Below are 14,875 nucleotides of genomic sequence, written 5' to 3' on the forward strand. Positions count from 1 at the left end.
ATCGGCCGGTCATAGTGTGCCGGTTTGTCCGTTTCTTAGCTTCCCGTGCTTTGCGTTCACTACTGTTACCTCGATGATCGTCAGGGGAACGCGGCCGCAGCCTAGGGCCCCAAATTGGCGTTGGCACCTACCGGATCTTGTAGTCGACACGCGTGAGTCCGCATGGCACCCGCAACCAACGGGCGCCTGGACTTTGGTTTGGTGCTCTCCTCATGAAAGCGGACTTGGCCCTCGCAGGGCTGCGGATTCCTATGGCACTCAAGCGGTAACATCGATTGTGCAAGATCCAATGCAAACACATGTTACCGTTTCCACGAGACCAGCGTCGTTTCCACAGCCGCTGGAGGGCAGTCGTCAAGCGCTCAAAGGCGGACGAGGGACATCTTGTCGCCAATCACCGCCAAGCCGATGGTGCTCGAGCAGCTGATCGCCACATCAAGGACTCGGCGTCGGCTCAAAGGCACAAATCAGTTGCCTAAGGTCATCGCAGTTGTCGGATTCGACGGCGGTTTTGAGGTCATTCACGTACCGGCAAAACACGCGGGCTGATCACCTCGTCACCTAGATCCCGAACAGCTCTTCTTATTGAGCCGTCAATTCAACGGAGATTGCTTAATGATTATTGATAACGAAGAGGAAGTACCACCGGCTCTTTCAACCGGTGCGACGCATATGCTCATCGAGCTATGGGGAGCGAAAAACCTCGACGATCCGGACCTTGCGGAAGACGCCATCCGAAAAGCCATCCATGCGGCGAGTGCGACATTACTCCACCTCCATGTTCATAAGTTTTGTCCGGGCAACGGCGTCTCGGCAATAGCGTTGTTGGCTGAATCGCACATGACCTTACATACTTGGCCTGAGAGGTCCTACGCGGCCGTTGATGTTTTCGTATGTGGCGACAGCAATCCTGCGAGCGCCGTGCCAGTACTAGTTGAGGCCTTTCAGCCTGAACGGTCGGACGTTCGCAGCTTCCGGAGAGGTGTGTCAATCAAGCCAACCAGTTGAAGCAGATGGTCGATCCCTCGGGTGAGGGCATCGAGCTCGCTGCCTCAATCGAAAAAATATCTTGGACTAACTCTAGCATCAAAACTCGACCGCGGGGGTTGCTGACGTATGCTTATTTGTTGGCCGTCAATATCGACCATCATTAAAGATTGCACGGACTTATGGCGCAAGCCTGCCCAATGGTAGCGCCCCTCTGCCACAACTAGCACTTGCTTCGGCGCGGATGCGCCTTGGCAATGGCCATTGCCGTTTTGGATCTTCAATCGAGCGCCCTCAGGTCAGCCGCATCGCCTTCGAGCCGAGACTCAGCTCTTCGAGCTGCTTGTTCCGCACGGATCTGGCCTGGGGGACGGTGGTCGGCCGCGAGCACCACATAGACCGCCGGCAGCACGAACAGGGTGAACAGCGTGCCGATCGACATGCCAGCGACAACCACGAGCCCGATCGAGAAGCGGCTGGCCGCCCCGGCGCCGGTCGCGGTCAGAAGCGGGATCAGGCCGGTGACCATCGCGGCCGTCGTCATCAGGATCGGCCGCAGTCGGATGCGAGCCGCCATCTCGATCGCCGAGCGGCGGTCAAGCCGTTCGTTGAGCTGGAGCTCGTTGGCGAACTCCACCATCAGGATGCCGTGCTTGGTGATCAGGCCGACCAGGGTCAACAGACCCACCTGCGTGTAGATGTTCATGGTTGCTGCGCCGAAGAACAGCGGGATCAACGCACCGACAATCGCCATCGGCACCGAGATCATGATGACCAACGGGTCGCGCAGGCTCTCGAACTGTGCCGCCAGCACCAGGAAGATGATGATCAGCGCGAAGCTGAAGGTGACGGCGAGCTGGTTGCCTTCCTGCACGTATTGCCGGGAGTCGGCAAGGTAGTCGTGGCTGAAGCCCTGCGGCAGCTTCTTGGCTTCACCTTCAAGGAAGTCGACGGCCTGGCCGACGGTTACGCCGGGCATCGGCACGGCCGAGAAGGTCGCCGAGTCAAGCTGGTTGTAGTGGGTCAATGAATTCGGAGCGGTCGACGTTTCGATCGACACCACCGTCGATAGCGGCACTTGTTGGCCGGTGCTGGTCGCCACGTAGTAATTGCCGAGCGCTTCCGGCGAGAGCCGCTGGCTGCGTGGTACCTGTGGGATCACCTGATAGGAACGGCCCTCCAGGTTGAAGCGATTGATGTAATTGCCGCCGCCCAGGATCGCGAGCGCGCTGCCGATGTTCTGCATGTTGATGCCGAGATCCTGGGCCTTGGCGCGGTCGACGTTCACCTTCACGGTCGGCTGGTTGAAGGCGAGATCGCTATCGGTGACGATGAACATGCCGCTCTTGCGCGCGGCGCCCTTCAGCTTCTCCATCTGCTCATAGACGGCCTGGAAGCCCGCGGTCGAATTGATCACCATCTGCACCGGCAGGCCGCCGGGTCCACCGGGCAGCGGCGGCAGGTTGAAGGCGAACGCCTGGACGCCCTCGATCTTGCTGAGCTCGGCCTGAACCAGCGGAACCAACTGGATCGAAGAGCGCTTCCGTTCATCCCACGGCTTCAGCAACATGCCGGCGATACCGCTCTGGGGACCGTTGATGCCGTTCAGCGCGAAGCGCAGATCGGTCTCAGGAAAGCCTTGCAATTTCTTGTCGAGCTTGTCGCCATAGAAATCGAGATAGTCGATGTTGGCATATTTCGGCGCCTTGATCACCGCGAACACGATACCTTGGTCTTCCTCGGGCGCGAGCTCTTTCGAGGTGTGCATGTAGAGGAACCCGACGAGCCCAAGGATCGTCACCGCGACCAGCCCGGTAATGGCCTTATAGTCGAGCGAGCGGTCGAGCCTGCGGCCATACCAGCGCGTGACGGCGCCGAACACCTTGTTGACCAGTTTTGCAAACCGGCCCTCCTCCGTGTTTTTCAGCAGCCCCGAGCACATCATCGGCGACAGCGTCAGCGCGATGACGCCGGACACGATCACCGAGCCTGCCAGCGTGAAGGCGAATTCGCGAAACAGCGAACCGGTGAGACCGCCGAGGAAGCCGATCGGCGCATACACGGCGGCTAGCGTGATGGTCATCGAGACGACCGGACCGATGATTTCGCGCGCGCCTTGCAGCGACGCTTGCACCGGTGTCTTGCCCTCCTCCAGATGGCGGTGGATGTTCTCCACCACCACGATGGCGTCGTCGACCACGAGGCCGATCGCCAGCACCATCGCGAGCAGCGTCAGCAGGTTGAAGCTGAAGCCGAGCGCCAGCATCAGGGTACAGACGCCGATCATCGACAGCGGGATGGTGACGACCGGGATGATCACCGAGCGGAACGAGCCCAGGAACAGGAAGATCACCACGATGACGATGATGATGGCTTCGCCCAGCGTCTTCTCGACCTCATCGATCGAGGACTGAATGAACTTGGTCGAGTCGTAGGCGACCTTCATCTTCATCGACGGTGGCAGATTGCGCTCGAGCTCGGGGAACAGCGCACGCACACCGTTCACAAGAGTCAGCGGGTTGCCCTGCGGCGTTGCGTTCACGCCGATGAAGATCGCGTGCTCGCCGTTAAAGGCTACGCTCGCATCCGTGCTCTGGGCTGCAAGCTCGGCGGTGGCGATGTCCTCCATCCGCACGAAGCCGCCGTCCTTGGCCTTGACGATCAACTTCCTGAACTCGTTGACGTCGGTCAGGCCTGTGTTCGTCGTGATGTTCGAGAGGATGAGGTATCCCTTGGTCTGGCCGGCCGCAGACTGGAAGTTGTTGGCGGTGATCGCGGCCGCGACATCAGCCGGGGACACGTTGTGGCCGGCCATCTTCATCGGGTCAAGCCACAACCGCATCGCAAAGGTCTGGCCGCCCAGGATATCGGCGGACGCCACGCCATCGACGGTCGACAGCACCGGCTGCACGACGCGCGTCAAATAGTCCGAGATTGCCGAGCCCGACAGCTCCTCAGAGGAGAAGCCCAGATACATCACGGCCGTGGTCTGGCCGGTGGTCTTGGTGACGACCGGATCGTTGGATTCCTTCGGGATCAGATATTTGACCGAATTCACCTTGGCGAGCACCTCGGTGAGCCCCTGGTTCGGGTCAAAGTTCAGCTTGATGTAGACCTGGATCGTCGACGTGCCGAGCACCGAGGACGAGGTAACGTAGTCGACGCCCTCGGCGGAAGCGACCGCCTGCTCGATGGGCGTCGTGATGAAGCCCTGGACCAGGTCTGCAGACGCACCGGGATAGACGGTCGTGATATTGATGACCGTGTTCGACAGTTTCGGATACTGCCGGATCGGCAGTACCATCGCCGCGCGCAGGCCGATCAGCAGGATCAGCAGACTGACGACGACCGACAGGACCGGGCGTTTGATGAAGATATCGGTAAAGGTCATCGCGGCGAACTCGATCTCTTTTGTTTTAAGAACGTGATCCGGTCAGACCGGATCACGCGAGTGCATTGTCAGTGGCGCGGCGGCTTCGCCTGGATCTGCGGGGCCGGGTCGGTCGAAATCGACACGGCCGAGCCCGATTGCAGCTTGAGCTGGCCGACGGCGACAACCTTGTCGCCCGGCTTCAGGCCTTTGACGATTTCAGCGCGACCATCGACCCGGTTGCCGGTCTGCACGAAGGTGAGCACCGCGCTCAGGCCGGTCTTGCCGTCCTCTTCCTTCTTCTCGGTGATCAGGAACACCGAGTCGCCGTAGAGCGTGTAGTCGACGGCTGTCTCCGGAACGGAGACCACCGCCGGCTTGTCCGGCAACACCACCGTGGTGGTCACGAACATGCCGGGCTTCAGGATCTTCTCCGGATTCGCGACCGTCGCCTGCACCCGGATGTTACGGGTGTCGGTCGCGATCTGCGGCTCGATCGTGGTGATCTTTGCGTCGAAGGTGCGGGCCGGATAGGCGTCGACCTTCAGCCGGACTGACTGGCCGACCTTGAGGTTGCCCGAATCCTTTTCCGTCACCGTGAAGTTCGCCCACAGCTCCGACAGATCGGTCAGCGAGACGATCGCGGTGCCTGCCGTGAGATACTGTCCGACCTCGACCTTGCGGACGCCGAGATCGCCCGAGAACGGCGCGCGCACCAGCTTCTGCGAGATCAGCGCTTCGGTCTTGGCGATGCCGGCCAACGCCTGGTCGTAAGCGGCCTGCGCGGAATCGACGGTCGCTTGCGGACCGAACTGGCGCGAAGCCAGTTGCTTGGCGCGATCGAGCGAAAGCTGCGCAACGGTCGCCTGCGCCTTGTAGTTGGCAAGATCGCCCTGATCCGGCGCGTCGAACAGCTGCACAAGCGGCATGCCGGCCTCGACATGAGCGCCCGGTTCGAACTTGATCTCGGTGACGCGGCCGTTGACGTCGGCGCTGACGTCGACCTGGTGTACGGCAACGAGGCTGCCGACCGCGGTCAGCAGGTTCGGCACCACCTCCGACTTCGCTTCGGCTGCGCTGACCGAGGTCGGCGGCGGCTTGTTGTTGGCGAAGAACTGCTTGATCATCTGGCCACGAAAGTAGTTGAACCAGACGAGGCCACCGACCAGCGCGCCCAGCAGCACGCCGACGATGATGAACCAGAGCACCGGCCGGACCGCGCGCTTGGGCGCTTTATCAATGGGTTCGCCCGAAATCTCGTGTTCAGCCGCGATGTTCATGTCATGAACATCCTGCAATCGCCTGCCCCGGGCGCCGAAGCGTGGCCCAGATGCGAAGCAATTGCGGCGTCGTGAAGTCCGCATCAGTCACGTTCTGAATCAGATCGGAGAACATGACTTCGTCGATGCTTGAAAACTGCTTCATAATCCATTGTCACCCTTTTTGGCGAGGTCGCGAGCGGGAGACGCTGGCGTATTTACAGCCCAGCCTCAGCGGGCTGGCCAGACGTGAATGCTCAGACATGATTGTCTAGGCCAGTTTGAGGACCGGAAGCGATCGACCGGCTCCCTATTCGACGGTCACGGATTTGGCGAGATTCCGCGGCTGGTCGACATCAGTGCCCATCACGATGGCCGTGTGGTAGGCGAGCAGTTGCACGGGGATCGCGTAGACCATCGGCGTGAAGGCGGCCGGCATGTCCGGCAGCACGATGGTGGCGAACGTATCCAGTGTCGCCTCTTCAGCGCCCTTGGCATCGGTCATGAGGACAATGTTGCCGCCGCGCGCTGCCACCTCCTGCATGTTCGAGACCGTCTTCTCGAATAGACGATCACGCGGTGCGATCACCACGACTGGCACAGTCTCGTCGATCAGCGCGATCGGCCCGTGCTTGAGCTCGCCCGCAGCATACCCCTCTGCATGGATGTAGGAGATTTCCTTCAGCTTCAGTGCGCCCTCTAGCGCGATCGGGAAGCTCGTACCGCGACCAAGGTAGATGACGTCGCGCGCTTTCGCGATGTCGCTCGCAAGCCTCTCGATCTGCGGCTCGGTGGTGAGCGCTGCCGACATCAGGCGAGGAATTTCAACCAAGCCACGCACCAAGTCGATCTCCTCATCCTCGGACAGTTCGCCGCGCGCCTTGGCGGCCGCGACTCCAAGCACGGCTAGCACTATCAGTTGGCAGGTAAAGGCTTTGGTCGAGGCAACGCCGATCTCGGGGCCGGCCAGCGTCGGCAGCACGGTTTCGCTCTCGCGAGCAATCGTCGATGTTGGTACGTTGACGACGGCGAGCGTGTGTGCCCCTTCCGCCTTGGCATAGCGGAGCGCGGCAAGCGTATCCGCCGTCTCGCCTGACTGCGAAACAAAGATCGCGAGATCACCTCTTTGCAAAGTCGATTCGCGGTAGCGGAACTCGGACGCGACATCGACTTCAACCGGCACGCGCGCAAAGCGCTCGAACCAGTATTTTGCGACGCTGCCCGCATAGCTCGCTGTGCCGCAAGCAGTGATCGTGATGCGCCGGACTTCTCTGAAGTCGAACGGCAGCTTGACCGGCAGCGCAACACGTTGGCAGGCCGTGTCGATATAGCGCGCCAGCGTCTGTCCGACCACCTCCGGCTGCTCATGGATCTCCTTGGCCATAAAGTGTCTATAATTCGCCTTGTCAACCAGGAACGACGACACACCCAATTTCAGCGTCTCGCGGTGCGCGACTGCGCCTTTGGAATCGTAGATGACGCCGATCTTGCGGGTAAACACGGCCCAGTCCCCATCTTCAAGATAGGTGATGGCGTCGGTGAACGGGGCGAGCGCAATGGCATCCGAACCGATATACACCTCGTCATTGCCATAGCCGATCGCGAGCGGGGATCCCTTCCGGGCGGCGATCATGAGATCGCAATGCCCCTTGAACAGGAATACCAGGGCAAACGTACCGCTCAGTCGCGGCAAGGCTTCTTGCACTGCTTTTTGGGGCGAGTAGCAATTCTTCAGATAGGATTCGACCAGATGCGCCACCACCTCGGTGTCAGTGTCGGAAACAAATCTGGCGCCATTCTGCTCAAGTTCAGCGCGCAACTCACAAAAATTCTCGATGATTCCGTTATGGACGACCGCAACATTGTCCGTCGTATGCGGATGCGCGTTGTACTCCGTAGGCTTGCCATGAGTGGCCCAGCGGGTATGACCAATACCAGTGTAACCCGACAGCGGATTGCGACGTAGGCTGGTCTCAAGATTTTTCAGCTTGCCCTCGGCTCGTCGGCGCTCAAGATGATTGCCGTCGAGCGTTGCGACTCCCGCTGAATCGTAGCCGCGATATTCCAGCCGAGTGAGCGCTTCGACTAGCCGCTCCGCAACAGGTGCGCGCCCCAAAATGCCTACAATCCCACACATGCGGATCAATATCCCCCAATTTCAGGAACAATGCCTTTAAAGCCGCTACACTTTTCTTGAGACATCATCGTTGGTTGCGTTGAGAGCCAAGCACGACGGCCCGGCCCACTTCTCAAGAGTTTGGTGAAGCGCATAGCTGGATAGATGATTTCCATCTCCAAGCTGTCGCTCGTACACGGCCCGCAAAAGAGGCCCGGCCGCCTTCGGTGACCGGGCAGAAGTCAGTCTCGGAGGAGACACGCCGTTAGACATTCCCAGCTTCCGTCGACAGTGGGAGGCCTACCGACCGTCTATTTGCGGCGAGGACATTCGCCGCCAACGTTGGCGACAGAGGGCCGATCTCGATTTCGAACGCAATTCGATGTTGTCCAGCGCCCGATCTACAAGAGAATTTGGCAAACAACGACGCAGCCTCTTGGGCTTCGCCTGTCGCTTCCAACCGGCGCGGTGTAACCGCCCAAGCACGTGACCGGACTGAAAATGCGCTTGAATTGATGCTCGACATGCACCGAAAATATTCCTCCGGCTCTAGGCAAAGATCGAACACCATTCTGATTGGCCGAAGGCTTTTCTCCAGTCCGGGACGTTTTCTTATGGGGGATCCTATAGGATTGGTAAAATCGATTGTGTTGATGGGCCGCATCTACACAATGGATAGTTGTCAAAATGCTTCTCACGGCCGGTAGCCATTGGCGACTTCGCGGTTTCGAGACCGCCGGCCTCCATTATTGTACGAGCCGGGCGAGCCCGCGAATTGGTCAAAGAGGTTTGGTATGGCGAGCTGCGCTCAAGGCGTTATGCAGCTCCGGCCCGCACGGGCCCGCCTCAGATGCTCATGCGTCAGAGTGCTGAGCGTTCTTATGTGGCGTACATCGGGTCACTGCTCAAAATGGATCTTCCGGGCTTTCCTGGGGACGCCGTGGATCAGTTGCGGACGCTCGATGTCGAAGCTTCGCTAATCAAAATCCCCGGATCGTCATGAATTCCGATGGATCAGCACGATCTGTACGCAGACGATTTATCGGATGTTCTCGATCTATGGAACCCAGAGCCATGCCGCAAAAGAGCATGAGATGGGAAGGCAACCCGATGAACTCCGCAACGGTCTTGTGCCACAGCGCCCAAGCCTCTTGCTGACGACCATTTATGCACCTCGGTCGGACCGTCGTAGATGCGAAATGCGCGAACCTCGCGGAATACCTGTTCGACGATGGTTTCGTTGGTCACACCCGTCCCGCCAATGACCTGGACGCAGCGATCCGCGACCCGCATGAGCGCCTCACTTACGGCGACCTTCGCCATCGAGCTCTCATTTGTTCCGAGCGATCCCGCGTCCAGGACGCTCGCACACCAGGAGATCATCAACTCGGCTTGCTTGAGGTCGATCAGGTTGTCGGTAAGCATGAAGCCAACTCCCTCGTGGTCGACGAGCGTCTTGCCGAACGCCTGCCGGCGGTTGGCATAGCTGGTCGCGATCTCGTTGGCGCGGATGCAAGCGCCTAGCCAGCGCATGCAATGCGACAACCTGGCCGGCGAAAGGCGGATCTGCGCGTATTTGAATCCCTCACCCGGCAGCCCGAGCATTTGATCGGCCGGAATGCGCAAATTGCGGATGGTTATGACCGCATGACCGCCCGGCATGGAACTGTCGATCGTGTTGGGCACATGATCGATCGTGATTGCTGGATCAGGCAAATCGACCAGGAACATGCAGGCGCCCTCCTCGGCCTTTGCCATCACGATGCCGACCTTGGCTCCGCGAGCACCTGTGATGAACGCCTTGCGTCCATTCACAACCCACTGATTGCCGTCCAGACGACAAGTCGTGGTCATCATCGATGGGTCGGAGCCAGCTTCCCCTTCTTCGGCCGGTTCGGTCATGAAGAAGGCGGACCGAGCGCGCCCCTCGACGAGCGGTTTTAGAAAGCGCTCCTTGATCTCCGGCGAGCCAATTTTGCCCAGAAGGTACATATTGCCTTCGTCGGGAGCCGCCGTATTGCATGCGAGGGGGCCAAGTGGCGATAGGCCTGTCTTGGCCAGGACGATTGCGGTTTCCGCCTGCGAGGTGCGACCCGTCGGCAGGATGTGTAGCGTCAATACGCCCGCCGCCCGCGCCAATTCACGCAACTCGGTGACCAATTCGTCCTTGGGACGGTCATGATGATCACGGCGGGGATCGCGCTCGAACGGGACCACGACGTCCCGAACGAAGCGCTCAACGCGATTGGCAATCTGTTGAGTACGCTCCACGCCAACCCCGCTCATTTCGGTGCCATTCGAATTGCGCCGTCGAGGCGGATTGTTTCGCCGTTGAGCATTGGATTGGTGACGATGGACTCGACCATCTAAGCGAATGCGGACGGATGACCGAGCCGGCTCGGAAAGGGCACCTGCTTGCCAAGCGACGTCTGCGCCTCTTCAGGAAGGGACATCAGCAGTGGTCTGCGAAAGATGCCTGCGCAATCGTCATCACCCGAATGCCATAGCGCGCGAACTCACGCGCAAGAGGCAGCGTCATGCCGACAATTCCGCCCTTCGATGCTGAATAGGCAGCTTGGCCGATCTGGCCATCGAACGCAGCAACGCTGGCAGTGTTGATGATGATGCCCCGTTCCTCACCGTGCGGCTCGGCCGTATGAAGGCGGGCGGCAAACTTCGACAGCATGTTGAAGCTGCCAATCAGATTGATGTTGATGGTCCTGGCGAAGTCGCGCAGCGGTAGCGCCCTGCCGTCTCGATCGATCGCCTTACCGGGCGGGCCGAGGCCGGCGCAGTTGACCAGGATGCGCCCCTCGGCGTTAAGATCTAAGATGGTCACCTTGGCGCCCGCGGCCGCCAGTCGCTCGGCCGTGACGCCTCCGAGACCGGAAGCGCCGCCCGTGACGATTGCGGCTGTTCCCTTTATATGCATGCACCTTTTCCGTTTTCTCGAGGTTCAAATTTCGATGGCCATCGCCATCGCTTCGCCGCCGCCAATGAGCGTACTTGCGTAGCTTGCGATGACGGCTGGATCTGACATGGAGGCTCCTCAGTGCACTTCGTTGTTAGTCGCGCGCTGCGGCCCTCGGAGGTCTCGCGCAATGACCATTCGCTGGATATCCGATGTGCCTTCGTAGATCTGACAGACGCGCACATCTCGATAGATCTTCGCGATGGCAAAATCTTCCAGATAGCCGTAGCCGCCGAAGGTCTGCAGCGAACCCGAAACCACCGCCTCGGCCGTTTCGGAGGCGACGAGCTTCGCCATAGACGCTTCCTTGAGGCATAGAAGAGCTGCATCCTTCATCGCGGCGGCATGCAACACGAGCTGATGAGCGGCCTCCAGTCTTGCGGCGAGATCCGCAAGACGAAACCCGACGGCCTGATGCGCGATGATTGGCGACCCGAAACTCGTTCGCTCGCCAGCGTACTTTACCGCCGCGTCGAGAGCGGCGCGTGCCATTCCCACGCATTGCGCCGCAATGCCGATGCGGCCGGCCTCAAGATTGGAGAGCGCGATGGAGTAGCCGGCACCTTCCGGACCGAGCCGCATTGCATCTTCGACGAAAACGTTGTCGAACCGAATGGCACAGGTGTCGGATGCGGCCTGCCCCCGCTTGCGTTCGATTCTCTCGACGCTGTAGCCAGGACTGTCGGTGCGGACCAGAAAAGCCGAGATGCCGCGCTTGCCTGCAGCAGGATCGGTTACGGCGAACACGATCGCAAGGCCGGCAGTTCGCCCCGGCGAGATAAACTGCTTCGCTCCGTTTAGATTGTAACCGTGTCCCACGCGAACAGCCCGGGTCCTCAATGCGGAGGCATCCGAACCCGCTCCCGCCTCGGTCAGTGCGAATGCGCCAATCATTCGGCCAGAGATGAGCGAGGGCAGAAATCTTGCTTGCTGCTCCGGCGTGCCGTCCTTGAGTAAGCCTGAAACGACCAGACTGTTTTGAATGCTCAAAATGGTAGATAGCGCACCGTCGGCCGGGGCGACTTCAACAAGCGAGAGTGCATAGGATACGTAGTCGGCGCCGGCTCCTCCGGCCGCTTCGGGCGCTGTCATTCCCATAAGTCCAAGGCTCGCGAGCTCCTCAAACAACCGCGCGGGGTATTCCTTGGCTTGTTCGTAGTCGCGAGCGAAAGGCGCAACGCGCGCCTGCGCGAACTTGCGCACTTCGTCGCGAATAGCGGCTTGCGTTTCAGTCAGGATCACGACGCGCGCCTGTCGATTTTTCGCCCAGACGAGCCCAGGACAGCGAGCGCGACTGCGCTAAGCACTAAAGGGAAGGACAATGAAGTACCCGGCATCATTACATTTTCTGCCGAAATGATCGGCTCCTCCCTGCTGAATTTCCGCGCTTCTGCCCCGACGCCTAAAAGTGATGTTGAGGTCATATTACTGCCAAGCCGCCACATCAAGCCGGCTCCATCGAGCGCAGGGCCAGGCCCGTCCACCTGGCTTTTTATTGATGATTGTCAGCGCTCGAACGCTGTTCGCGATCACTGGGCAGATTTCATGAACGAGCAGCGTCACGCCTGTTTGGCTGCGACACGCGCGCTCGCATCAATGGCAGAACGGATGCTAGTTGGGAGCCGCAGGATCGTCTTTGGCGGCACCAAACACGCCTCGATACCAGACCTTTGCGCAGTGTGACCCTATGTGCTCAATCTCCGCGTCGCTTGGATCTTCCGACGCGAGATCAAATTTCATATAGGCAACCTGCTCCATCGTGGCGCCGAGCACTTCAGCAGCCATTTCAGGATCGAGTTCACGGCTTAGTTCGCCCAATCCCTGAAGGCGAGTCAGCCAAGTCGCGGTGCGCCTTACGAAGCGGCTACGTTCCGTGACATAGAGAGAAAGGAATGTTGCTTTCTCTCCGCGAGCCGCCGCCTCGCGCATGACGCGCAACAGCTTGCGATGTCGGGCATAGATCTTGAGATAAGCGATCGTATTCTCAACGAACTCGGCTTCGGTTGCCTTCAATGATCGGCCCGACCTTCGCTTACTCGCGACGAAGATCTCGTCGACCAATGGTTGCAACACGGCGAGCAGAATCTCGTCCTTATTTCGAAAGTGCCGGTAGAAGTTGCCGTAAGACGTTCGAGCGATCTTGACGATGTCCTGGACCCGGGTGGCCTCGTATCCTTTGCGCGCGAATACGCGTGCGGAGGCGTTCAGCAGGCGCTGACGCATCGCTGCCCCCTTCGCGGTGGCAGGGGCCAACGGCTCCAACGCAGAATCGGTCTCCAGCATTTGCCACCCATAGCACCGCGGCCGCTTGACCACCAGCTCGGAACCCAGTAATATGACGTCAATGTCAATTATTGACTAGGCTCGGATCGTAATCAGTTCAAGGGCCGGGAGCTGCAGAGCTCGCCCGACCCGTCGATGCAGCCAGTACCCCCGTGGAGGGGGGCGTGCTCGGTCGCGGCAATTCCGTTGGAAATCCAAATTTCGCCTCTCCGGTGGAAAGGCGACATTCAGGGATGTGTGATGTATCCGGGCACCCACGCACTAACAAATCCGGGCCGCCCTGCCCTCATCATGACGGCAACCGGTGAGATCGTGACATACGCCGAATTGGAGGATCGGTCTCGACGGGCTGCAAACTGGCTCTTCGACGCCGGCTTGCGGCCCGGCGACGTTGTGGGCCTACTCTCTGACAACAGCTCTTGGATCTTCGATATCTACTGGGCCACTCAGCGCTCCGGCCTGTATCTGATGCCTATCAATTATCGGCTGAGCCCCAGTGAAGTCGAGGCAAGCTCATGAAGCAGGAATTGCGTAATCGGTATTGGTCGGAGAAGGCAGCCTGACATCAAGCGCCTGGAATGGAATGAACCGCTCCAGTCTGCGGCCTCGCCAATGCCCTGTCGTATGTATGCCGCTGAATTTGGTCAACACAACACAACGCCATGCTGCTCCGCAATACGCTCAGTGACTATCGCTTGCCGCTCGATTCCTCCGATGCCGATGCTCTCGGCATCGAGGCTGCCCAGGCAGTGGAGCGCTTCCTCCAGCATAGGCAGGGGACCGCCCCTACCCCGATGGTTTCACTTCCTGGCCTTGCCCGTCGTCTGGATGTCGGATCCATCCACGTCAAGGACGAAGGACAACGATTGGGTCTCGGCAGCTTCAAAGCACTGGGGGGAGCCTATGCGGTCATACAGCTTGTCCTTGGGCTCGCGTCGCAACGATGGGGCCGTCCAGTCGACATTTCTGAGTGGCGCTCACCGGAAGTCGCCACAGTCGCCGCTGGAATAACCTTGACGTGCGCCACGGACGGCAACCACGGCCGATCCGTTGCACAAGGCGCTCAACTCGTGGGCGCAAACTGCGTTGTCTTTGTTCATGCTGGAGTGAGTGATGAGCGCTGCCAAGCGATCGCGCGGTATGGTGCTCGTATCGAACGTGTTCAGGGCAACTACGATGATTCCGTTGCGTCGGCATCTAAAATCGCCAGCGAACGGGGCTGGATTGTGGTCTCCGACACATCTTGGCCAGGTTACGAACGGATCCCTCACCTCGTTATGCAAGGTTATACAGCATTGCTTCGTGAGGCTCTTGGTGCGCTGCCAACGCCTCCAACCCACGTGTTTGTCCAGGCCGGTGTCGGCGGCATCGCTGCGGCGACTGCCGCTCATTTTGCGCTTGTATTCGGAAAGGACAGGCCCTTCTTCACTGTGGTGGAGCCGGATCGAGCCGCCTGCCTTCTCGAGAGCGCCAAGGCCGGCCAGATCGTGAAGGTGCCGCACGACAGACCAACCGTCATGGCGATGCTTGAATGCTACGAGCCATCACTTGTTGCCTGGCGCATTCTCTCGCGCGTTGCCGATGCCTTTATGACCGTCGAGGACGACGAGGCGGTTACGATGATGAAGGCGCTTGCCTATCCCGTCGACGGGGATCCGGCGATCGTCGCCGGCGAAAGTGGCGCAGTAGGTCTCGCTGGATTGGCAAAGGTGGCGGGTGATCCAGCGTGTCGTTCGGAGATCGGGCTCGACTCAAATGCCCGTGTCTTCCTGATCAATACCGAGGGCGCCACTGATCCAGCGCTCTATGAGAAGCTCGTGGGCGCTCGCCCCGAGGACGTGACCGGCTGAACCGACGGAGGAGAGCACATAGCATGCCGAGTTGTCCGA

At 59.8% G+C, this 14,875-nt stretch carries 11 protein-coding genes and 1 pseudogene; 4 read left to right on the forward strand and 8 right to left on the reverse strand.

What is annotated here, in order from left to right:
* Window positions 1-384: 384 nt before the first annotated feature.
* Both RAD10_RS24375 and speD read left to right on the forward strand, forming a co-directional pair.
* Complete coding sequence (locus tag RAD10_RS24375) at window positions 385-549, forward strand: hypothetical protein (RefSeq protein WP_270163044.1); 165 nt, start codon at window positions 385-387, stop codon at window positions 547-549.
* Window positions 550-615: 66 nt separating this feature from the next.
* Window positions 616-1,008 carry an adenosylmethionine decarboxylase gene (speD, locus tag RAD10_RS24380; protein ID WP_270163045.1) on the forward strand — a complete coding sequence of 131 codons (393 nt, stop codon included), beginning with the start codon at window positions 616-618 and terminating at the stop codon, window positions 1,006-1,008.
* Between the two features lie 259 nt (window positions 1,009-1,267).
* Here the strand turns inward: speD and RAD10_RS24385 are convergent, their stop codons facing one another.
* From RAD10_RS24385 to RAD10_RS24420, 8 genes and pseudogenes are all read right to left on the reverse strand, one after another.
* On the reverse strand, window positions 1,268-4,378 hold the full coding sequence (locus RAD10_RS24385) for a multidrug efflux RND transporter permease subunit (RefSeq protein ID WP_270163046.1): 3,111 nt from the start codon (window positions 4,376-4,378) through the stop codon (window positions 1,268-1,270).
* A 68-nt stretch (window positions 4,379-4,446) separates the two neighbouring features.
* The gene (locus RAD10_RS24390; protein ID WP_270163047.1) at window positions 4,447-5,637 is read right to left on the reverse strand and encodes an efflux RND transporter periplasmic adaptor subunit; all 1,191 of its coding nucleotides are present in this window, start codon (window positions 5,635-5,637) and stop codon (window positions 4,447-4,449) included.
* A gap of 1 nt (window position 5,638) precedes the next feature.
* Window positions 5,639-5,782, reverse strand: coding sequence for a hypothetical protein (locus tag RAD10_RS24395; RefSeq protein WP_270163048.1), 144 nt, complete (start codon window positions 5,780-5,782; stop codon window positions 5,639-5,641).
* 144 nt (window positions 5,783-5,926) lie between these two features.
* Complete coding sequence (glmS, locus tag RAD10_RS24400) at window positions 5,927-7,753, reverse strand: glutamine--fructose-6-phosphate transaminase (isomerizing) (protein ID WP_270163049.1); 1,827 nt, start codon at window positions 7,751-7,753, stop codon at window positions 5,927-5,929.
* Window positions 7,754-8,746: 993 nt separating this feature from the next.
* Window positions 8,747-10,018 (reverse strand): acyl-CoA dehydrogenase family protein, encoded by a 1,272-nt coding sequence (locus RAD10_RS24405; protein WP_270163050.1) that lies wholly within the window; start codon window positions 10,016-10,018, stop codon window positions 8,747-8,749.
* Window positions 10,015-10,664: pseudogene (locus RAD10_RS24410) on the reverse strand (SDR family NAD(P)-dependent oxidoreductase). Before RAD10_RS24410 ends, RAD10_RS24405 begins: the two are co-directional and overlap by 4 nt.
* 117 nt (window positions 10,665-10,781) lie before the next feature.
* Window positions 10,782-11,945: an acyl-CoA dehydrogenase family protein gene (locus RAD10_RS24415; protein WP_270163051.1), complete on the reverse strand. Its 1,164-nt coding sequence runs from the start codon at window positions 11,943-11,945 to the stop codon at window positions 10,782-10,784.
* A 369-nt stretch (window positions 11,946-12,314) separates the two neighbouring features.
* Complete coding sequence (locus RAD10_RS24420) at window positions 12,315-12,986, reverse strand: TetR/AcrR family transcriptional regulator (protein ID WP_270163052.1); 672 nt, start codon at window positions 12,984-12,986, stop codon at window positions 12,315-12,317.
* A gap of 240 nt (window positions 12,987-13,226) precedes the next feature.
* Between RAD10_RS24420 and RAD10_RS24425 the strand changes: the two genes are divergently transcribed.
* Both RAD10_RS24425 and RAD10_RS24430 read left to right on the forward strand, forming a co-directional pair.
* Complete coding sequence (locus RAD10_RS24425) at window positions 13,227-13,505, forward strand: AMP-binding protein (RefSeq protein WP_270163053.1); 279 nt, start codon at window positions 13,227-13,229, stop codon at window positions 13,503-13,505.
* 143 nt (window positions 13,506-13,648) lie between these two features.
* A complete protein-coding gene (locus RAD10_RS24430) occupies window positions 13,649-14,836 on the forward strand; it encodes a diaminopropionate ammonia-lyase (RefSeq protein ID WP_270163054.1) in 1,188 nt (395 codons plus the stop codon).
* Window positions 14,837-14,875 lie beyond the last annotated feature (39 nt).

The organism is Bradyrhizobium sp. 23AC, assembly GCF_054863025.1.